The 20,528-nt window shown below is 62.0% G+C and carries 19 protein-coding genes; 11 read left to right on the top strand and 8 right to left on the bottom strand.

The window, feature by feature from the left end; all coding sequences use genetic code 11:
- The first annotated feature begins 62 nt into the window (after nucleotides 1–62).
- Entirely contained in the window at nucleotides 63–1,079 is a 1,017-nt protein-coding gene (locus CSING_RS10920; protein WP_052471420.1) for a TDT family transporter, read from the top strand.
- A gap of 113 nt (nucleotides 1,080–1,192) precedes the next feature.
- Here CSING_RS10920 and CSING_RS10915 read toward each other — a convergent pair whose 3' ends face one another.
- From CSING_RS10915 to CSING_RS10905, 3 genes are all read right to left on the bottom strand, one after another.
- Entirely contained in the window at nucleotides 1,193–1,828 is a 636-nt protein-coding gene (locus CSING_RS10915) for a DUF6891 domain-containing protein (RefSeq protein ID WP_042532223.1), read from the bottom strand.
- Nucleotides 1,829–1,920: 92 nt separating this feature from the next.
- Entirely contained in the window at nucleotides 1,921–3,999 is a 2,079-nt protein-coding gene (locus tag CSING_RS10910; RefSeq protein WP_042532221.1) for an acyl-CoA dehydrogenase family protein, read from the bottom strand.
- A gap of 29 nt (nucleotides 4,000–4,028) precedes the next feature.
- Complete coding sequence (locus CSING_RS10905; RefSeq protein WP_042532218.1) at nucleotides 4,029–5,327, bottom strand: acetyl-CoA C-acetyltransferase; 1,299 nt, start codon at nucleotides 5,325–5,327, stop codon at nucleotides 4,029–4,031.
- A gap of 186 nt (nucleotides 5,328–5,513) precedes the next feature.
- Here CSING_RS10905 and CSING_RS10900 point away from each other — a divergent pair, with 186 nt between their 5' ends.
- Together CSING_RS10900 and CSING_RS10895 are read left to right on the top strand one after the other, a co-directional pair.
- Nucleotides 5,514–6,839 carry a 3-oxoacyl-ACP reductase gene (locus tag CSING_RS10900; protein ID WP_042532216.1) on the top strand — a complete coding sequence of 442 codons (1,326 nt, stop codon included), beginning with the start codon at nucleotides 5,514–5,516 and terminating at the stop codon, nucleotides 6,837–6,839.
- Entirely contained in the window at nucleotides 6,840–7,784 is a 945-nt protein-coding gene (locus CSING_RS10895; protein WP_042532214.1) for a MaoC/PaaZ C-terminal domain-containing protein, read from the top strand.
- A gap of 29 nt (nucleotides 7,785–7,813) precedes the next feature.
- Here the strand turns inward: CSING_RS10895 and CSING_RS10890 are convergent, their stop codons facing one another.
- The gene (locus tag CSING_RS10890; protein WP_042532211.1) at nucleotides 7,814–8,836 is read right to left on the bottom strand and encodes an acyl-CoA thioesterase; all 1,023 of its coding nucleotides are present in this window, start codon (nucleotides 8,834–8,836) and stop codon (nucleotides 7,814–7,816) included.
- Nucleotides 8,837–8,869: 33 nt separating this feature from the next.
- On the opposite strand from CSING_RS10890, the gene CSING_RS10885 reads away from it, so the two are divergent.
- Genes CSING_RS10885 through purM form a run of 3 tightly spaced genes read left to right on the top strand, consistent with a single transcriptional unit; the run spans nucleotide 8,870 to nucleotide 11,870 of the window.
- Nucleotides 8,870–9,274 (top strand): sterol carrier family protein, encoded by a 405-nt coding sequence (locus tag CSING_RS10885; protein WP_042532208.1) that lies wholly within the window; start codon nucleotides 8,870–8,872, stop codon nucleotides 9,272–9,274.
- Nucleotides 9,275–9,284: 10 nt separating this feature from the next.
- Nucleotides 9,285–10,802 carry an amidophosphoribosyltransferase gene (gene purF, locus CSING_RS10880; RefSeq protein ID WP_042532206.1) on the top strand — a complete coding sequence of 506 codons (1,518 nt, stop codon included), beginning with the start codon at nucleotides 9,285–9,287 and terminating at the stop codon, nucleotides 10,800–10,802.
- Nucleotides 10,803–10,817: 15 nt separating this feature from the next.
- Nucleotides 10,818–11,870 carry a phosphoribosylformylglycinamidine cyclo-ligase gene (gene purM, locus CSING_RS10875; protein WP_042532205.1) on the top strand — a complete coding sequence of 351 codons (1,053 nt, stop codon included), beginning with the start codon at nucleotides 10,818–10,820 and terminating at the stop codon, nucleotides 11,868–11,870.
- Nucleotides 11,871–11,972: 102 nt separating this feature from the next.
- Here purM and CSING_RS10870 read toward each other — a convergent pair whose 3' ends face one another.
- Nucleotides 11,973–12,185 (bottom strand): DUF3073 domain-containing protein, encoded by a 213-nt coding sequence (locus tag CSING_RS10870; protein ID WP_042533434.1) that lies wholly within the window; start codon nucleotides 12,183–12,185, stop codon nucleotides 11,973–11,975.
- 187 nt (nucleotides 12,186–12,372) lie between these two features.
- The gene (gene ygfZ, locus CSING_RS10865) at nucleotides 12,373–13,434 is read right to left on the bottom strand and encodes a CAF17-like 4Fe-4S cluster assembly/insertion protein YgfZ (RefSeq protein WP_042532203.1); all 1,062 of its coding nucleotides are present in this window, start codon (nucleotides 13,432–13,434) and stop codon (nucleotides 12,373–12,375) included.
- A 30-nt stretch (nucleotides 13,435–13,464) separates the two neighbouring features.
- Between ygfZ and CSING_RS10860 the strand changes: the two genes are divergently transcribed.
- Nucleotides 13,465–14,343: an aminodeoxychorismate lyase gene (locus tag CSING_RS10860; RefSeq protein WP_042532201.1), complete on the top strand. Its 879-nt coding sequence runs from the start codon at nucleotides 13,465–13,467 to the stop codon at nucleotides 14,341–14,343.
- Nucleotides 14,344–14,389: 46 nt separating this feature from the next.
- Here CSING_RS10860 and CSING_RS10855 read toward each other — a convergent pair whose 3' ends face one another.
- Complete coding sequence (locus CSING_RS10855; protein WP_042532199.1) at nucleotides 14,390–15,073, bottom strand: FABP family protein; 684 nt, start codon at nucleotides 15,071–15,073, stop codon at nucleotides 14,390–14,392.
- Between the two features lie 63 nt (nucleotides 15,074–15,136).
- On the opposite strand from CSING_RS10855, the gene CSING_RS10850 reads away from it, so the two are divergent.
- On the top strand, nucleotides 15,137–16,177 hold the full coding sequence (locus CSING_RS10850) for a diacylglycerol/lipid kinase family protein (RefSeq protein ID WP_042532197.1): 1,041 nt from the start codon (nucleotides 15,137–15,139) through the stop codon (nucleotides 16,175–16,177).
- 59 nt (nucleotides 16,178–16,236) lie between these two features.
- Here CSING_RS10850 and CSING_RS10845 read toward each other — a convergent pair whose 3' ends face one another.
- The gene (locus CSING_RS10845) at nucleotides 16,237–17,073 is read right to left on the bottom strand and encodes an LmeA family phospholipid-binding protein (RefSeq protein WP_042532195.1); all 837 of its coding nucleotides are present in this window, start codon (nucleotides 17,071–17,073) and stop codon (nucleotides 16,237–16,239) included.
- Between the two features lie 33 nt (nucleotides 17,074–17,106).
- Here CSING_RS10845 and mshD point away from each other — a divergent pair, with 33 nt between their 5' ends.
- From mshD to pstC, 3 genes are all read left to right on the top strand, one after another.
- Nucleotides 17,107–18,027, top strand: coding sequence for a mycothiol synthase (gene mshD / locus CSING_RS10840; RefSeq protein ID WP_042532193.1), 921 nt, complete (start codon nucleotides 17,107–17,109; stop codon nucleotides 18,025–18,027).
- A gap of 171 nt (nucleotides 18,028–18,198) precedes the next feature.
- Nucleotides 18,199–19,323 (top strand): phosphate ABC transporter substrate-binding protein PstS, encoded by a 1,125-nt coding sequence (pstS, locus tag CSING_RS10835; protein WP_042532191.1) that lies wholly within the window; start codon nucleotides 18,199–18,201, stop codon nucleotides 19,321–19,323.
- 142 nt (nucleotides 19,324–19,465) lie between these two features.
- Nucleotides 19,466–20,515 (top strand): phosphate ABC transporter permease subunit PstC, encoded by a 1,050-nt coding sequence (pstC, locus tag CSING_RS10830; protein ID WP_042532189.1) that lies wholly within the window; start codon nucleotides 19,466–19,468, stop codon nucleotides 20,513–20,515.
- The last annotated feature ends 13 nt before the right edge of the window (nucleotides 20,516–20,528 follow it).

Raw genomic sequence — 20,528 nt, 5'->3', positions numbered from 1 at the left:
TGTAACCCCGTTCGGTTTGTGCGCTCTCCCGCTTCGTCGCGGCAGTACCTAGCCTGAAACCCATGTTAAAAATTCAAGATGAGATAGATCTCCCACCTCTAGGCCCTGCCTGGGCTGGCTCACTCATGGGTCTATCGATCTCATCGACCCTTATCAACATTCATCTGACGCCAGTTGTGGGTAGGCTGCCCGCCGCATTCATGCTTGGGATTGCAACCTCTCTAGCCCTAGCGCTCCTGATCGGCTTCTTGAGAAACCGCGTTCCTGGATTTCACTCCACTGTAATGCCATCGTGGGGTATGGCTTCAATGGGCATCCTCGCCTTGGGGAGCGCATACTCCGGTGTTTTCACTGCTTGGACAATCCATGCGCTGTGCTGGGGAGTAGGAACAGTCCTTGGCGTCGTTACCTGCCTTCGATTTCTCCATTTCCTTATCGTCACACGCCCCTCTGGGCCGGCATTCACCTGGGGATTGCCCCTCGTAGCACCCATGGTGGCCGCTACGTCCTCAGCGCAATTGACACCACATGCTGGCGAGTGGGCTTCGGTAGTCCACGGTATCGGTGTGGCCTGCTTTGTGCTGGCATGGACTACCGCGATACCCACGTTTGTCTTCGTCTACCTGCGCACTTTTCCCAAGCTTCCCACCAGCTTCGCCGCCACTGCTTGGATCCCACTCGGCCTGGTTGGCCAGTCCACCGCAGCCGCGCAGCTACTCGCTGGTGACAAATTGCTCGACGGAGATCAATGGCATCTTCGAGCTGCGGTCTACGGCGCCGCGATGCTCAGCCTCGGTGTCCCGTTAGCTGTCTATGCCGTCACCAAACACTGGGGGGCAGTCTTGGGCAGCACTCCAATGTCCTACAACCCTTCGTGGTGGGCCAGTACTTTTCCTGTAGGCACGTGTTGCCTCGGTACTCATGCCTTGTCTACGCAGGGCACTATGCTGTCGTGGAATGTGGAATGGTTAGATACTGTCAGCGCCGCCCTGCTTATTCTTCTTCTTGTGCACATCGCTTGGGCGACTTTCGGTGCTGTCGCAATAACTTGGGGGAGGGCTCGCAGTTCATCCAGTTAAGGCAATAAACACTGAGGCGGCGCACTGGAAGATGTCAGCCCTGCGAGCACATGGTAGCCATCTGGATGGTTGTCGCGGGCTAGCCGAATGAGGGGCTGACCTTCTGGGGCCGCTTAGTCGGTGAGGTCGTCCGCGAGGGGGAATTCGACAACGAGGCCTTGGCACAGGACACGCGCGTTGGGGTTGCCGTCCCACTCAGGGTCAAAACCACTGGCACGTAGTGCTTCGACGAGCCGCTCACCCACGGCCTCGGCCGTGCTGAGTTCGGCATCGGTTTTCATGGTGCCAAAGCCGAACAGGAGGTCACCGGTATGAATCAACCGGTCGACGTCCTGCATGTGGCAATAAACATAGCCCGCGGCATCATCTTCTTCCGCCTTTTCAGCACCGTACTCGGCTCCTTCGGAGGCATCCCAGCCCTCGTCAAAGCTGAAGACCAGGTCGCGTTGCTGGAGTTCATCCCGGAGGTTCTCGAGGCGCTGTGCGTCAGCAGACTTTTCTGTAACTTTCTGTGCGTACTCAGCGGCTACCTCGTCGATGATGGCATCGAAGTCTTCGGGGAACGGGTCCTTGCGCACCATCTCCCACTCGGCTGGGGAATCGAGCAGTTCGAAGAAGTCGTTGTGAATGTCCCGGCGTGAGTGGCCGTGACACAAATGCAGCGAGATGTCGTTGCGCAGAGTGCCGGAGACCAAGAGATCATCGGAGGGCGGAAACGAACTGGAGAACATTGGATGCTGTGTGGTCATAGCTCAGAGAGTAAACAACTCTAAAAGGTACTGTCCGAAAACAGGGAAGACACCCCGCCTGCGGGGTGTCTTCCGAGAAATGCGGTAGTGGCTTACTTGTGGAGCGGATCCACACCGGCCTCGTTCAGCATCGGAATGTTGTGAACCTCGGACGGGACGCCGAAGGCATCCACGAGCACGACGGACCACGGGGCCAGCGAATCGACGAGGTCGTTGATGGCGGCGCGAGCAGCCTTGATGCGGCCGGCCGGGATGAGGTTGTGCTCCTGGTACCAGCCGGCGTGCTGCACGATGGTGTCGAAGACGAAGAGGTGACGCAGCTGCTCGAAGACCTGGCGGGCCATCGAGCCCTCCTCGAGACGCTCCTCAGCCTCAATCATTGCTTGCACGAGCAAGGTGTCGACGCGGGCCCAGCCGGCGGCGATGAGGTGGTCCTGGCACTGGTCCACAATCGCGGCTGCCTGCACCTTGTCTGCCTTGCGGGCCGGCTGGATGCGGCGCACGAGGGAGAAGAGGACGGACTGGGCGCGGTCGTCGATAAGCTTGGCCTGGTACGTGGCATCGAAGAGCGAGGCCTCGGACGGATTCACGCGGTCGACCAAGCCCTGTAGGCGGGTGGTGAAGCCGTAGCGGCGTTTGACCACATCGGTGGCGGTCGTCGCCGCGTACTTCACGGTGTCCCACGGGCTCATGTCATTCATCTCACGGCCGTAGGCGGTGAGGAGGTTCTTGCCCACCATCTGGATGAGGACGGTGTTGTCACCCTCGAAGGTGGCGAAGACATCCGAGTCGGCGCGGTAGGTGGTCAGACGGTTCTCCGACATGTAGCCAGCACCACCGCATGCCTCACGGCACTCCTGGATGGTGCGGGTCGCGTGCTGGGTCTGTGCGGACTTGATGGCGGCCGCGAGGGATTCCATCTCGCGGGAGGCGAACTTCTGCTCCTCGGTCGGCTCCGTGACGGACCAGGTGCCGGCTTCGTGCTGGTCGTTCTGCTCCTGGTAGCGCTCCAGAATCTGGTTGTAGAGCAGGTGGAGTGCGTAGGTGCGGGCCAGCGGGATGAGCAGGCGGCGGCGGTGCTGGCGGTGCTCGATGAGGCGCTTCTCGGCGCCGGTTGCGCCTTCGAACTGGCGGCGGCGGTTGGCATAGCGAACCGCGATGTCGAGGGAGGCCTCGGTGGCAGCACCAGCGGCACCAGACACGCCAATGCGGCCGCGAATGAGGGTGCCGAGCATGGTGAAGAAGCGAGCGTTCTTGGATTCGATGGGGGAGGTGTACTTACCGTCCTCATCAACGTCCGCGAAGCGGTTGAGCAGGTTCTCGCGCGGCACGCGGACGTGGTCGAAGCGAAGGGTGCCATTGTCGACGCCCACCAGGCCGCCCTTGTGGCCATGGTCGCCCAAGGTCACACCCGGCAGTTCATTGCCCTCTTCATCGCGAATGGGCACGATGATGGCGTGAACGCCGTGGGAGCGGCCGTCGCTCTCCGGGGTGATGAGCTGGGTGAAGACGACAGCAGCGCGGCCATCCTTGGCGGCATTACCGATGTAGTTCTTCACGGCGGTGTCGGACGGGGTATGCACGACGAATTCCTGGGTCTCAGGGTCGTAGGTAGCGGTGGTTTCCAACGACTGCACGTCGGAGCCGTGGCCGCGCTCGGTCATGGCGAAGCAACCAGGTAGCTCCAAGTTGGCGGCCTTCTGAACCCACTCGATATGGCGCTCGGTGCCGAGCTGGTCTAGGGCGCCGCCCCACAGACCCCACTGCACGCCAGACTTGATGGCGAGGGAGCCATCGACCCACGCCAGACCCTCGAGGGTAAAGGTGGAGAGGTTCGGCTTACCGGAACCACCGTTGTCGCGGCGCAGGCCGTGCTTGAAGCCGCCGAAGTCGCGCACCTTGGCCAGGTTGTTGAAGGTGTGCTCACGCTGCTCCGCCATGGGCAGGTGAGACTTCGGGAAAAGCTCCGGGTCGTTGAGGAAGGTACGCAGTTCATCGCGGAAGGCGGCGTGGGGGCCGTCGAGAAGCGCGCCCAGCTCCGTGGCCACAGCCGGCTTCGGCGTGGACGGCAGGCGGCGCGGGCTGCGGGCCTCTGCCTTCGGGGCGTCGTTGGAGGCGTTCTTGTTGAGATCGGCGTTGGACTTCTTGTCGGAGGACCTGGTCAATGGCATGGGGGTATTTCCTTTCTGAATAAATTTCTTTAACGCTCGACGATGGCTGCAACACCCTGGCCGCCGGCAGCACAGATGGAGATCAGGGCGCGGCCGCCGCCGTTCTCTTCGAGAATCTTCGCAGTCGTAGCAAGAATGCGGGTTCCGGTTGCCGCGAACGGGTGGCCGGCAGCGAGCGAGGACCCCTTGACGTTGAGCTTGGAACGGTCGATCGAGCCGAGTGCGGACTGCAGACCGAGGCGCTCGCGGCAGTAGGTCTCGTCTTCCCATGCGGAGAGGGTGGCCAGGACCTGGGAGGCGAAGGCTTCGTGGATTTCGTAGAAGTCGAAGTCCTGCAGGGAGAGGTTGTTGCGCTCCAAGAGGCGCGGAACAGCGTAGGTGGGGGCCATGAGCAGGCCATCCGGGCCGTGGACGAAGTCGACGGCGGCGGTTTCAGAGTCAACGAGGAAGGCGCGCGGCTCAATGTTGTGCTCAGCGGCCCATTCCTCAGAGCTGAGGAGGGCGACGGAGGCACCATCGGTCAACGGCGTGGAGTTACCTGCCGTCATGGTGGCCTGGGCTCCGTGCTGCTCGGCGTCGCGCTTGCCGAAGACTGGCTTGAGCTTGGCCAGAGACTCAAGGGAAGAATCCGGGCGCAGGTTGGTATCGCGGTTCACGCCGAGGAAGCCAGTGGTTAGGTCGGTAAAGAAGCCCTCTTCCCAGGCCTTGTGGAGGTTCTGGTGGGAGGCCAGTGCAAGTTCATCCTGAGCCTCACGGCTGACCTTCATTTCGCGGGCGGTGATGGCGGCATGGTCACCCATGGACAAGCCGGTGCGCGGCTCACCATTCTGAGGCTGCTCCGGGGCCAGCTGGGAGGGGCGGATGGAGCCGATGAGCTGGGCGCGCTGGGCGGCGGACTTGGCGCGGGTGAGGTTGAGCAGAGTGCGGCGCAGGTTGTCATTGACGGCGAGCGGGGCATCCGACGTGGTGTCCGTGCCGCCGGCGATACCAGCGGAAATGCGGCCCTGGGCAATAGCGTCGCCGACGTGGATGGCAGCGGCGAGGGAGGTGCAGCAGGCCTGCTGCACGTCGATAGCCGGGGTGGTGGAGTCCAGCGCGGAGCCGAGGACGACCTCACGGGTGAGGTTGAAGTCGCGGGAGTGCTTGAGCACAGCACCGGCGGCCACGAGTCCCAGGCGCTCGTCGTGGAGGCCGTAACGAGCCACGAGGCCATCGAGAGCGCTGGTGAGCATGTCCTGGTTGGAAGCGTGGGCGTACTGCTTATTCGAGCGGGCAAACGGGATGCGGTTGCCGCCCAGAATGGCTACGCGGTGCTGAGGGGTGGTCATCTAAAGCTCCTTCACGGGGTGGTTTGGTGCGAGTCATCCCGTGAGAGGGGGGTGAAGACCCCTTCAGGAATTTCGCATCACACTTAAAGTGATAGTGTTAGTTCTATCACTCAATTAACTAACCTTGCAACCAGGGCAACAAAGCTCGCAAGGTTGTGAAGATTTAAGAAAGGATCGCGCCCCTACATGTCGCACGTCACCATCGCTGAGAAACTCATTAACTCCCCGCTCGCCGCCAAGGCGGGTGTGCCGCAGGGCTACCCCCTCCGCCGCCACAAGGCTGGCGAACCTGCCCTCGAAGGCCCCATCGTTCTCGGCGGCCAAGGCCGCATCGCCGAGTTCCTCCGCTCCCAGCTTGCCGTGGACTACCAGGTCATTGACTCCTCCGCGGAAGCCAAGCGCGCTGCCCTTGTCTTTGATGCCACCGGCCTCGAGACCCCGGAGCAGCTGCGTGAGCTCTATGATTTCTTCAACCCGCAGATGCGCAACCTCCTGCCGTGCGCGCGCATCGTCGTCGTCGGCACCACTCCGGAGGCTGCCGATACTATCGACGCCCGCATCGCCGCCCGTGCCCTGGAAGGGTTTACCCGCTCCCTTGCGAAGGAAATGCGCAAGGGCGGAACCGTGAACCTTGTCTGGGCGGACCCAGCCGCCACCGCTGAGGTGGAGTCCACCCTTCGTTTCTTCCTCTCCGGTAAGTCCGCCTTCGTAGACGGTCAGGTTGTTCGCGTCACCGCGCAGGGCGAGGGTCAGGGTCCCCACAACTGGGAGAAGCCGCTGGAGGGCCGACTTGCCGTGGTCACCGGTGCTGCGCGCGGTATCGGTGCCACGATCGCTGAGGTGCTCTCCCGCGATGGGGCCGACGTCATCTGCATTGACATACCGCAAGCCAGCGAGCACCTGGCCAAGACTGCTAACCAGGTTAAGGGCACCGCTCTGCCGCTCGACGTCACGGACCCGCAGGCAGCAGAGAAGATTGCGCAGCACGCCCAGGAGCGCCATGGCCGCGCCATCGACGTCATCGTGCACAACGCCGGCATTACCCGCGACAAGTTGATGGCCAACATGAACGAGGGGCAGTGGGATTCCGTTCTTGCTGTCAACCTTCTCGCCCCGGTCCGCATTACCGAGAACCTCCTCGAGTCTGGTTCGCTCGCGCCGGGTGCATCCGTCATTGGTGTGTCCTCCATGGCCGGCATTTCCGGCAACCGTGGTCAGACGAACTATGCCACCACCAAGGCGGGCATCATCGGGCTTGTCGACGCCCTCCGTCCCGTCCTTGCCGAGAACGGTTCCACCATCAATGCCGTAGCCCCAGGCTTTATCGAGACCGCCATGACCGCTGCGATGCCGACCGGCCCGCGTGAAATCGGCCGCCGCCTCAACTCCCTGCAGCAGGGTGGTCAGCCGGTTGATGTGGCTGAGACCGTCGCCTTCTTTGCCGCTCCTGCCTCCACAGCGGTGACCGGCAATACCGTCCGCGTGTGCGGCCAGAACCTCATGGGAGCCTAAATGAACTACACCATCCTGAAAGAAATTCCAGATCTGTCCGCGCTGTACCGCTCCCTTATGGTGGGCGCGGTGCCGGTGCCGGGGGTGGGCGTCGGAAAGCGCACAGTGGCCGACCCTCAGACCGCCTACCGTGTCGAAGGCGTGCACGTTGATGCTGAGCATCTGGCGCGCTACTGCCAGGCCACCAGCCTGCGCCTGAGCAACGAGCTGCCGGCCACCTACCCATATGCCCTGGCATTCCCGCTGGCCATTAAGGTGATGGCGGCCAAGGACTTCCCGTTCCCCGCGCTCGGCGTGGTGCACCTGTCCAACCGTATCGAGCAGACTCGCCCGCTGCGCGTGGATGAGGCCCTTGATATCGCGGTCCATGCGGAGAATCTTCGCCCGCACCGCAAGGGCCTTGTTATCGACATGGTGACGACGTACAGCGTGAATGGAGAGGAGATCTGGCGTCAGACCTCAGCTTTCCTCGGGCAGGGTGCGAAATTCACCAAGGAGACCCCACAGGAAGTCACGACGCGTCCCGAGGCGGAGCGTTTCCTCGACTTCCCTGGCGATGAAGCCGGCACTTCGACGGCCACGCTGCGCTTCACCCCTGAAAGCACACGCGTCTATGCCGAGGCTTCGGGAGACAAGAACCCCATCCACGTCTCCAAGGTCGGTGCGAAGCTGTTCGGCTTCCCCGCCACCATTGCGCACGGCATGTACACCCATGCGCGCATGCTGTCGGTACTGGAGGGCGTACTGAGCGGCGCTACGCGAATCACCGCCGATTTCTACAAGCCGGTCATCTTGCCGGCCATCACCGGCGTGTACGTGGACCAATCCGGTGCCGACAGCGGCGATAACGCCGGGGTGCGCGGTGGTACGCGCACCGTGACGCTGCGTAAGGCCAAGGACCCCAGCACCCTCCATGTTGCGGCCCGCGTGGAGCCGCTAGCCTAATTGGCGTGGCTATCTGGATTAATCTCTGATTAATCCAGATGCTGGTGCTTCGGCGCCACCACTAGCGGCTTGGGGGAGTACTTGCCGCGCAGACCACGCAGAATGCCGGCGTGCTCCCACAAGCGCTTGTCCTCCTCTGTGCGCGGAGTGAACTGACGGGCGGCCAGCGGCTGCCAGTCAGCGTCCATGGCCATGTAGGACACCGTGGCATGAATGGCGGTCTGCAGCTTCTCACGGCCACCGCGAGGGTTGCCGGAGCGCACGTGGACAGACATCTGCATGGAGCGGGCATCGGTGCGCATCATGCGGGCATCAACCTCAATGAGGTCGCCGATGTGAATCGGGCGGTAAAAACGAATGCCGCCGGCATACACCGCAACGGTGTGTTCGCCAGACCACTCCATCGTGCAGGCAGAGCCTGCCTCATCGATCCACTCCATGGCGGTGCCGCCGTGGACATTGCCGCCCCAGTTGACGTCTGTGGGCTTGGCAAGGAAGCGGTTGATCATGCGCGGCGCATCTGAGGGGCCGTCATAGGTCTGCTTTTCCATCTCTTCCTCGATGGCCTTGCGTAGCTCAATGCGGGACTCCGCAGCCTCCCACACACGCTGGTGCTCGGTGGACTCCGGGGTCAGCGGAGGCACGGGAACCGCCTTTCCGGTTTCAGTGTCCTTGGCCACGAAGATGACGAGACAGTCGCAGGCACGCGTGAAGATACCGTCGCGTGGATCAGCTGACAGCACCTCATTGACAATGTGCATGGACGAGCGACCCGTCATGGCGATGCGAGAGCGCACCTCCACGAGGTGGCCCGAGGGGATGGGACGTGTGAAATGAATATGGCCCACGTAGGCTGTCACGCAGTAGGTCCCTGACCACTGCACCGCACAGGCATAGGCGGCCTTGTCGATCCATTCCAGGACGCGTCCGCCGCCGATGCCCTGGGCACCAGCGATGGTGAGATCGGTGGGCGCAGCCATAAAGCGCAGCGTGATGGAGGGGGACTTCCCGGTAGAAACCGGTTTCTTTTCTTCCGACAGAGTAGGTGACATGGATAACAAATTAGCAGGGAGAGTGGTTCACGTATGAAGAAGGCCGCTGATGCCGCCACCACCCGCGCCGCCGTCGAGGTCATCGCGGCCTGGATCCAGAATCCGGAGGAGGTGGAAAAACCAGGTCGCGCGGCACTTGCGCAGGCTACCCGCATGACCGCCCGCTTGCTGGAGGCCGACGCGCCGGGCCACTCGGTGGAAGTACGAGTCCCCCCATTCGTGGCAGTTCAGTGCATCGAAGGCCCGCGCCATACCCGGGGCACCCCTCCGAATGTGGTGGAAATGGATCCCCGTACCTGGTTGCAGCTGGCCACCGGGGTAGTGTCCTGGGAACAGGCGCTGGCCAGCCCTAACCTTGAGGCTTCCGGTTCCCGAGCCCACGAAATTGCGGAGTGGTTGCCCGTCATTCCGTTAGTTTTCACTGACCGAAACGGCTAGGATAAACGCCGTGGTAGCTGAACACGTCCAGAACAACATTAAACCTTTGTCCGAGGATCCAGCCCAGGATCCGGAGCCCCGCGAGGAATGTGGCGTTTTCGGCGTCTGGGCCCCAGGAGAAGAGGTTTCTAAGCTCACCTATTTCGGCCTCTTTGCCCTCCAGCACCGCGGTCAGGAAGCCGCGGGCATTGCGGTGGGTGATGATGACCGCATCGTTGTCTTCAAGGACATGGGCTTGGTGTCCAACGTCTTTGATGAATCCATTCTGAGCTCGCTGCACGGCAATGTGGCAGTGGGGCATACCCGTTATTCCACGGCGGGCGGCAAGGAATGGTCCAATGTGCAGCCGATGTTCGGGACGTCGCCCAGCGGCGTCGACATCGCACTCGGCCACAACGGCAATCTAGTGAACTACCTGGAACTGCGCGCGGAGGCCGTTAAACGCGGACTCATCAAGCCGCAGGAGGAATCCGTCTCCGATTCCATGTGCCTGTCCATGCTGCTGGCGGACGGCGTTTCGGAGGACACTTCCGTCTTTGATTCCGCCCTGAAACTCCTGCCCGACGTGAAAGGCGCATACTGCCTGACGTTCACCGACGGGCACACCTTGTATGCCGCGCGTGACCCGCACGGCGTGCGCCCGCTGGCCTTAGGGCGCCTCAGCACCGGCTGGGTCGTCGCCAGCGAAACCTGTGCGCTCGACATCGTGGGTGCGCAGTTCATCCGTGAGATCGAGCCAGGTGAGCTCGTCGCTATTGATGAGACCGGCATTCGCTCCGAGCGCTTTGCGGAGACTAAGCGCCACGGCTGCGTCTTCGAATATGTCTATTTGGCACGCCCTGACACGGACATCAAGGGCCGTTCGGTGAATGCGACGAGGGTGGAAATTGGGCGTCGTCTAGCGCGGCAGTACCCAGCGCCCGATGCCGACATGGTCATTCCCGTGCCCGAATCCGGAAACCCTGCCGCCGTGGGCTATGCACGTGAATCCGGCTTGACCTTCGCGCATGGCCTGGTCAAGAACTCCTACGTGGGGCGCACCTTCATCCAACCCACGCAGTCCCAGCGGCAGATGGGTATCCGCCTGAAGCTCAACCCGCTGCGCGAGGTCATTAATGGCAAGTCCATCGTCGTGGTGGATGATTCCATCGTGCGCGGTAACACGCAGCGTGCGCTCATCCGCATGCTGCGCGAGGCCGGTGCGGCTGAAGTGCACGTGCGCATCGCCTCCCCGCCGGTGAAGTGGCCGTGCTTCTACGGCATTGACTTTGCCTCCCCCGGAGAGCTCATCGCTAACGCTAACCCTTCCGATGACCCGGAGGAGGTAGCGCAGACCATCTGCACCGCCATTGGTGCGGATTCCCTAGGGTTTGTCTCCATCGATGAGATGGTGGCCGCCACGGAGCAACCGCGCAACGAGCTGTGCTGTGCCTGCTTCGACGGCAAGTACCCGCTTGGCCTTCCGGCCGGAAACCCCAATGCTGAGGCCGTGCGCACCCTGCAGGGCTCGACCCCGACTAACGAGTAAGGACCAAAGTCTCACATGAGTGAAAACACGTATGCAGCCGCTGGCGTCAACATCGAAGAGGGCGACCGCGCGGTTGAGCTGATTACCCCACACGCCAAGCGCGCTTCCCGCCCGGAGGTCATGGGCGGACTCGGTGGTTTCGCCGGTCTGTTTAAGCTGGGCGAGTACAAGGAACCGGTCCTGGCTGCTGGGTCCGACGGCGTGGGCACCAAGTTGGCCGTGGCCCAAGCGATGGATAAGCACGACACCATCGGTATTGACCTGGTAGCCATGTGCGTCGATGACCTCGTTGTGTGCGGCGCAGAACCACTCTTCCTGCAGGATTACATCGCCGTGGGCGAGGTTGTGCCGGAGAAAATCGCAGACATAGTCAAGGGCATTGCCGAAGGTTGTGTCCAGGCCGGTGCCGCACTGCTGGGCGGCGAGACCGCCGAGCACCCAGGTGTGATGGGCAAGGATGAGTACGATGTGTCCGCCACCGCCGTGGGCGTGGCTGAAGCCGATGAGCTGCTCGGTCCAGACAAGGTGAGCGACGGCGACGTGCTGATCGCCATGAAGTCCTCCGGCCTGCACTCCAACGGCTACTCCCTAGCGCGTTATGTCCTTCTGGAGCAGGCTGGGCTTCCTCTCGACGGCTACATGGAGGACCTTGGCCGCACCCTCGGCGAGGAGCTACTGGAGCCGACCCGCATCTACGCCAAGGACTGCCTGGCGCTGACCTCCGAGTGCGCAGTGTCGACCTTCTGCCACGTCACCGGTGGCGGCCTCGCTGGCAACTTGGAGCGCGTCATCCCAGAGGGGCTCACCGCTGAGGTCAGCCGCTCCACGTGGACTCCGGGTCAGATTTTTAAAACCATTTCCTCCGTGGGCAAGGTCGCTCTCGAAGAGATGGAGAAGACCTTCAACATGGGCGTGGGCATGATTGCCGTTGTGGCGCCCGAGGATCGTGAGCGCGCGCTGGCTATGATGGCCGCCCGCCACGTCGAGGCCTGGGAGCTGGGCACGGTACGTTCGGCGAATGAAGGCGAGCCACGCGTTCTGATGACCGGCGAACACCCGGGATACTAGAACTCGCTGACATAGCAGAGGCCGGTGGTCTCACCTCCCATGGACTGGGAGGGGGAGGCCACCGGCCTTGTGCATACGTGCTGAGGGCTGAGTCTGAGGAGCTTAACGCTCGTCGGAATCGTCCTCATCCCATTCGTCCGAATCCCAGTCATCCTCGTCATAATCGGCATATTCCGAGTACTGGTCAGCATCCTCGTCGCGGGAACGCTGTGACGCGAGCTCGCGCTGGAGAGAGTCCAGATCCATTTCGGGCGAATTGTACTTCAGCTGGCGTGCAACTTTGGTCTGCTTTGCCTTTGCGCGTCCGCGTCCCATGTGCATGACCCCCTTGAGGTGTGTAGGGCGGTCCAGGGATTCTTGGCCGCCCCATCGTCTTAGTCAGATATGTGTATGTTCCTGTAAGACACCATAGCGCGTGTGACGAAAAAATTCCGAACTACCCCCAGCAACGGGCTGAAAAAGTGCTATACCCCGCGCAGATGCAGCCATGTGCGGTTTGCCACTACCGCCCGCGCAGACGATCCACAGCAGCACGTCCCGCCTTAGGGCCCTCGTCCTGTGGGATGGACTCCGGTTCCACAGACGCGGCGACCGGGCCGATGGCCAGATCGCCCTGGCTCAGCGCCGAGCGCTTGACAAGCCCCAGCGCAATAGGACCGAAATCGCAATCTTCCACCACCGTGCCGAGGCGGCCCACACGACGGCCGCCCAGCGTGATGTCAGCACCGCTCTCCGGCGCCTCTGGAGCAGAGCCATCGAGGTAGAGGAGGACGAGCAACCGCGGTGAGCGCCCAAGGTTCTCCACGCGCGCCACGGTTTCCTGGCCGCGATAGCACCCCTTCTCCAAGTGGACGAAGGCTGGGCGCTCATCGCTGCGTCGAATCCAGTGCGGGACTTCGTGGGCGATGGCCTTGGCATCTAAGTCCGCGGCGAGTTCCGGCTCGCGGGCCTTGACGCGCTCGGCGGTAAAGGCCATGAGGCCTGCGAGCGTGCCGCCGTGGGACTCGAGTTCCGCCGCAGCGACCTCAAGCTCAGCGCGGGGAACAAGGAAATCCTGGCGTGGGCAGCCTGGCCAGGAGACGGTGCGTTCGGCCACGGCCGCGGAGGGCGCGGGCAGTGCAGTGCCGAGGACGGTGATGACCGCGAGGGCCGCTTCTTCCACAGTGACGTCGGACCAAAAGACCATCCTGGTGAGGAAGTCCTTGAGCGAATCGAACTGCTGTGAGGGGACATCAAGGTAGAACGTCTCACCGCTGAAGACGAGGTCCATGTGATGAAGCACATGGCCCTGCATGTCCAGATCGAGGGCGCCGGCGGCGAAGCCCGTTGTGACGTCATCAAGCTTCTGACTCAGCAGGTTATGCAGAAAACCGGGAGCATCCGGGCCGGACACGGAGATGACGCGGCGCTGGGAGCGGTCAATAATCGCGGATCCAGTCTCCACGGCGCGCTGCTCCACGAGTGGGTTGCCGTAGTGCCAGGGGACTCCGGCGGCGTCAACAAGCGTTGTGCCCTGAAGCTCAGCGGCTCCGGGCCGGGAAAGAAGCGGCGAAGAGTAACTCACGTCTTCCGATGGTAGGGCATAATCGGACTTATGAGCCTTCTGCCCCGAAAAGAGCCGGTCATCTACGTTGTCGAACCTTTTGGTGGGTCGGTGCGGCGCCATATGCCCAGTCTGCCGTTGGTTCACTGGGATGATGCTGCGGTAACCCGTGGTGATGGCATCTTTGAGTCGCTTCTCGTGCGTGATGGCAAGGCGGCGAACTTTCAGCGTCATGCCGAGCGTTTCGCGCAGTCGGCCCGTGCGCTGGACTTGCCAGAGCCGCCGATGCATAAGTGGGAGAAGGCCACACAGCTAGCCATCACGGACTTTTGTGGGCCGGTGACGGATGGACGGCCGGTTCCGGAGGCTAAGTGCACGTGGACGTACACGCGCGGCCGGGCGTCAACGGGCGTGCCTTCGGCCTGGGTAGTGGTGCAGGAAATCCCAGAGGACGTGCTGAAACAGCGCGAGACCGGTGTCAAGGTCATGAGCACGCCGCGGCTGTGGCAGGTGGCGGAGGAGCTGCCAGCCAAGACGTTGAACTATGCGGCCACCATGGCTACGCTGCGCTTGGCGCGCGAGCGTGGGTTTGATGACGTCATTTTCACGGACCCGGAGACTGGGCTGGTGTTGGAAGGGGCGACGTCGACAGTCGTGGCGGTCAAAGGTGCGAAACTGCGCACGCCGGCGGGCAAGGGAATCCTGCCTGGCACCACGCAGGCAGCGCTCTTTGAGTACGCCACGAAGCAGGGCTTTCGCTGCAAAGCGAAGGAATTGACCGTGGAGTACCTGCAGGGAGCGGACTCAGTGTGGCTGGTCTCCTCCGTGCGCACCGCGGTGCGGGTGACTCGCCTCGATGATGTGAAACTCAAGGCGCCAGGGAATGTGGAGGAGATCCGCGCGCTTATCGACGCCTCACTGGCCCGCTAACCACCCCGAAAGCAGATCCCTCCCGCCTTCACTCAGGTGCCTGAGCTTAGCCTGCGACGCGGGTGAGCTCGGCAGACATGAAGGGGCGCATCTCGCCATCGACGAGGCGCTCATCGACCCAGCCGAGGTTGTTGTTTGGCATGAGACCGTACATGCGCTTGCCCGGGCCCAGGTTAGTCGGGCCAGTTTCGGTGACCATGGTGGAAGCGGATTCGAGCTGCCAGGCGCGCTCATTGAAGAGGGAGCCGTAGAAGATCTCGTTGATTCCATTAGAAGAGGTATAGGTCATTTCGATCTCATCCTTGAGGGAGATGCGCCAGAAACCGGTCTCGCGGACGTCGGGTCCGGTGGGGTTGCCCTCGGTATCGATCTTCCAGGTGCGGGAGGTGTAGGTCAGGTAGTTCTCACCATCGTGGGCGATAATGAGCTGCTGGCCAAAGGTGTACTGTTCACCGTCGGTGCTGTGAGCCTGGCCCTCACCCTGCCACACGCCAACAAGGGGGAGGAGCCCCAAGAGACCATCGTGCAAGGATGGACCCTGCCGCAGGTTGGCGGTCTCATCCGGCAGCGGGTTCTCCGCCACGGTCACGGTGGGGATATTGCGCGAGGCGGCATCCTTCCATGCCTCCGCGGCCTGATTGACGGCCTCGTTGCCGTCAATCTTGGTGTTCTCCGGGTGGGCGCCGCGGCGGTCTTCGGGCTGGTTCTGGTTATTCGTCTGTTCGCTCATGCTGCCCCAGCGTAGTCGTGCCGCACCGACGCTCACCACTAGGCTCCAGTACTGTTGGGTGACATGCGCGTATTGCTCATTTCTAACCCGAATTCCACCAGCCAGAATGCAGCCCTCTTCCGAGAGGTGCTGCCCATCATTCGCGGTGTGGAAGGGCTTCGCCTGTTGACGCAGTTTACCCACTACCCAGGCCATGCAGAAGAGATGGTGGAGGGAATGACCAGGGAAGATTTCGATGTCATCCTGGCCTTCGGCGGGGATGGCACCGTCAACGAAATTGTTAACGGCCTCCTCGGGCCGGTGGATGGACGGGCCCACCCGTCGCCACAGGATATCCCAGCGTTGGCGGTGATTCCGACCGGTTCCGCCAACGTTTTTGTGCGCGCACTGGGGTTCCCCAATACTCCTGTGGAAGCCGCGCACGTCCTAGCGCGCATGCTCGACCGCGACATTCGCCGTGAGGTGTTCCTTGGAACGTGGAATGACCGCTGGTTTGCTGTGAACGCCGGGTTCGGTTTGGACGCGGACGTTCTTGCCCGCGTGGATCGCGCTCGTGAGAAGGGCTTTTCTGCAACCCCGCTGCGCTATCTTGCAGTGGCTTTCCAGGCTTATCAGCGCGCCCGCGTGCGTCCGCCGCGCATCAACGTGCGTGCAGTATCGCGTTCTGGACAAACCTTTGAGGCGGAGAACGTACCGCTCATGTTCACGTCGAACACTAACCCGTGGACCTTCTTGGGCCCACTTCCTGTGGTGACTAATCCGCGCAATTCCTTCGACCAAGGTCTTGGCCTGTTCGGAGTCTCTGACCTTCACGGTTTCGATGGGTTGGTGGGAGTTCTCCACCTCTTCGGTGTGGATCACCGTCACTGGCTGAACAAAATCACGGATGCCCGTACATTGCACTTTGAGGATGCCGCCGAAGTGGACTTGGACTGCCCAAAGCCGCACCGCTTCCAGGCCGATGGTGAATCCGAAGGTACCTTCACCAAGGTGCACATCGAATCAGTGCCGAATGCGCTGGAAGTTTTCGCTCCTATTGATCCGCGCCCAGCCTCACAGCGCACCATCCGGGAAGTGCTGCGGGACTTCATCCGCATCAAATAAAGCGCGTACCACGTACAGCGGTGGTGTGGACACCGGGGGATGGCACAATCCACGGCCCGTTAGTTTTGGCGCCAGCTGGGAGGCGTTGTTGGGGCGCTGCCCACTTCGTTGGCGGTGTCGTGGGCTTTTTGCGCCGCGTCCTCCACGGCTTTCTCCTCCGAGCCATCGATCTCGAGAGGGGAGAGCTGGGTTGCCTTCAACGTGATGTTGCGGCGCTGCACCTCAAAGGAAATTGATCCGCCGTGCAGCTTCACCGACGTTGCTTGTGACGGGAGCGGCAGTTGGCGAGTATCAAGCACTAGGCTGAAGGCTTTCTTGAGGCGTTCATCGTCAGTGCCATACACGCTCATTCGAAATTCCGGGCCGACGAGGCGCAGCGTGACAGCAGCCGTGGACTTGGTGGTATCACCGGGCAGTGTTCCGGTGAGTTCGGCCTCGGCGGATAAACCACCGGTGGGGGAGATGTTGTCGGGATTGGCAATGGATAAATCCGTGATGCCCAGCAAGCGGCCAAGTGCAACGCCATCGAGGCTGATGCTGCGCGTGTAGGTCGATACGGGTGAACCTTCTAAGTCACCGTTGAAGAGTTGTTCGGGGCGGATGGTGATATCACGCAGAGTGGTGGAGGCATTGACCATGCCGAGCTTGGGCACCTCGACGTCAGAGGAGTTGACCTCGATATAGGGAATCTCTGAAGTGACTGCCGCTGCGGTGAAGGGAACGCCGCCGATGTAGACATCGGGTGAGTTTTCGAGCTGTGAGCTGGCCTTTGCTTGTTGCGCCACGGTGTGTTCTGCATGCATGGCCACCGCAGAATCCGCCAGCCATGCGGCCAACACCACGCCTGCCACTGCGGCGAGGCGCACGGTGGTGCGGCTGAGATGGATGACGGTCACCCTTCTATTTCTACCGCACGTAGGCTGGGAAGCATGAATATTGAGAACAGCAGTCTGCCGCAGCACACAGACTTGGCTGAGCAGGTTGAACAACTTGCCCGTGCCGCTGCCGCCCAGGATGGCATTGATCCTCTGTCCGAGCAGTTTCTTCTCGGTCTGCGGGATACTCGTCTGGGTCACGAGCACCTACTCGCCACGGAAGGGGACGAGATTGTGGGTGTCGCCGCGCGCGATGGGGAGTCGGTGGAGCTCGTCGTTGCGCCGCAGCACCGTGGCCGTGGCGTGGGGCAAGCACTTGTCGCCGCCCTCCCGGACCATCCCCAGGTCTGGGCCCATGGCAACCTCCCGGCTGCGCAGGCACTTGCGAAGAAGTGTGGGATGGACGTTGTCAGACGCCTGCTCGTGATGAGTATTGATGGCGAGGCACTGCGCGCGGCCGCGGCGTGGCCCTCCCTGTCAACGGGGCTCACGATTCTGTCCTATACGGAATCCGTCGAGCGCTACGGCCGCGAGCACGTGGAGACAGAGTGGGTCCGCGCCAACAATGAGGCCTTTTCCTGGCATCCGGAGCAAGGCGGTTGGGATCTGGAACGACTGCACCGCGGCATGGAGGCCGAGTGGTTCGATCCGGACGACGTGCTTTTCCTGTGGGAGGAGGACGGCGCTGCCGCACCCAGCGAGCCAGCCACAATGGCCGGCTTCCACTGGCTGAAATGGCACACAGAGGACACTCCAGCTTTCGGTGAAGTCTATGTTGTCGGGCTTAGCCAGGACTACCGCGGGCGCCGATTGGGCGGCCCGTTGCTCACTGCCGGACTGCAGCGCATGCAGGATAAAGGCGCTGACAAGGTAATCCTGTATGTGGAGGCGGATAACCAGCCGGCGGTTAAGGCCTATGAACGTTTGGGCTTCTCTGTCGCGGAGGAACACTGCGTCTGGTCAGTAAGTGACTAGTCTCACGACCTTTTGGTACAAGTTAACCGATTGTTCACCTCTTGATCCCTGTGTGGTTAACCCGCTCGGGATAGCTTTACCTCTCGTGAGTTAATCGTGCTCGCCCCGGTGGGGCAGTGGACGGTTTCCTCGGACAATCATTCTCTTGTATCCGCACCGGAAAGGTTTCCCGTGATTCGCAACTTCAAGCGCACCGCCGCTATCTTCGGCCTTGTCGCCGCTACCTCCACCGCTCTCGTAGCCTGCAACGACTCCAACGACTCTGGTTCTGACAAAGCTGAGGGTGGCTCTGACGCCGCCGAGACCAAGGAAGTCTCCGGCGACCTCTCCGGCGAAGGCGCTTCTTCCCAGAAGTCCGCTATGTCCGTCTTTGAGAAGGCTTTCCTGGGTGAGTACCCGGATGCTAACTTCTCCTACACCTCCTCCGGTTCCGGCGCTGGTGTTAAGGCCTTCAACGGCGGCACCGTTGACTTCGCTGGCTCTGACTCCCCGCTGAAGGAGGACAAGGGCGAGATCGAGGCTGCCAAGGAGCGTTGTGGCGGCAACGATGCATGGCACCTGCCGACCACCATCGGCCCGGTCGCCATCGCCTACAACCTGGGTGACACCGAGGTCAACCTCTCCACCGACACCCTGGCCAAGATCTTCAAGGGTGAGATCACCAAGTGGAACGACGACGCCATCAAGGCTGAGAACGAGGGCACCGACCTGCCGGAGAAGGACATCACCGTCATCTTCCGTTCCGACGAGTCCGGTACCTCCGACAACTTCCAGAAGTTCCTGAAGTCCGCTACCGGCAACTGGGACTCCGAGGGCAAGCAGTTCCCTGACGCTGTCGGCGAGGGCGCTAACGGTTCCTCCGGTGTTGCTGACCAGGTTGCTTCCATTGACGGTGCCATCACCTACGTTGAGGCTGGCTACGCACACCAGAAGGAAGGCGACGGCGTCAAGATCGCCAAGATCGACTTCGGTAACGGCCCGGTTGAGCTCTCCTCCGAGTCCGTCGGCGTTGCCCTGGACCACCTGGCCTTCAAGGAGACCGGCTCCGAGCACAACATGGTCGTTGACTCCGAGAAGCTCTTCGCTTCCGACGACGAGGGTGCTTACCCGCTCATCCTGACCACCTACAACATCGTCTGCTCCGCTGGCTACGATGAGGAGACCTCCGCTCTGGTCAAGGCCTTCTTCAACACCGTTCTGGACAACCAGAACGAGGACCTGGAGAACGCCGGCTTCATCCCGGTCTCCGGCGACCACCTGGAGCGCCTGAAGGCTGCTGTTGACGCTATCCAGTAAGAGCGCTTAGCGCGTGATAGCTGCCGCTAGGCGCACTGCCTAGCACCGCTTTCGCCCCCAATCCGCCCGTTACGAGCGCTTTGGGGGCGCTGGCATGTCACATATTTTTAATTGCTTCCGTTGAAAAGGATTTCGTAGTCTCATGGCAGACAACAATCTCACTACGGCGTCGTCAGCCGAGGAGGACGTTATCGCAACGTCCCAGCCGGCAGTGTCGAAGAACGATGCCAACGTAGCAACCGAACCCGCTGTGAAGTCCGGCGTTAAGCGCCCGGGCGACCGCGTATTCGAGTTCCTCTCCACCGCTTCCGCGACGCTGATTACGGTGATGATCGCTGCCATCGCAGCCTTCCTGATCCTGCAGGCAGTGCCGTCCCTCGCCGTCAACGAGGGCGGCCTGTGGGGCTTCTTCACTTACGGTGAGCGCTGGGAGACCACCAACACCGACGCCATGAAGTTCGGTATCCCGACAATGTTCGGCTCCACCGTTCTCATCTCCGTGGTGGCGCTCATCATCGCGATGCCAGTCGCACTTGGTATCGCCATCTTCCTGTCCAACTACGCCCCGGCCAAGCTGGTCAAGCCGCTCGGCTTCCTGGTGGACATGCTCGCCGCTGTGCCGTCCATCGTGTACGGCCTCTGGGGCTGGCAGGTGCTCGGCCCGGCACTGTCCGGCCTGTACACCTGGCTTCACTCTTGGGCTGGTGGTTTCTTCCTGTTCAAGGTCTACGACAACTCCCCGAACTTTGCGACTGGCCGCAACATCCTGACCGGTGGCATCGTGCTGGCCGTGATGATCCTCCCGATCATTGCCGCCACCGCCCGCGAGGTCTTTGTTCAGACCCCTCCTGGTCAGATCGAATCTGCCCTGGCATTGGGTGCTACCCGTTGGGAAGTCATCCGAATGACTGTTCTGCCGTTCGGTATGTCCGGCTACATTGCCGGCTCCATGCTGGGTCTGGGCCGTGCGCTGGGTGAGACCATGGCTCTGTACATGGTCGTCTCCCCGCTGGTGGACTTCCGCTTCTCCCTGTTCGACGGTGGTACGACCTTCGCTACTGCCATCGCCCTGGCAGCCGCCGAGTTTGGTAATGAGATGCGCGCCGGTGCCTACATCGCCGCAGGCCTCATGCTGTTCCTGCTGACCTTCCTGGTCAACGCCATTGCCCGCTCCATCGTGAAGAGCAAGTAAGGAGGGACGAAGA

Origin of the sequence: Corynebacterium singulare, assembly GCF_000833575.1 — a bacterium.
In the GTDB taxonomy this organism is placed as follows: Bacteria; Actinomycetota; Actinomycetes; order Mycobacteriales; family Mycobacteriaceae; genus Corynebacterium; species Corynebacterium singulare.
This window is presented reverse-complemented; position numbering and strand designations above follow the sequence as displayed.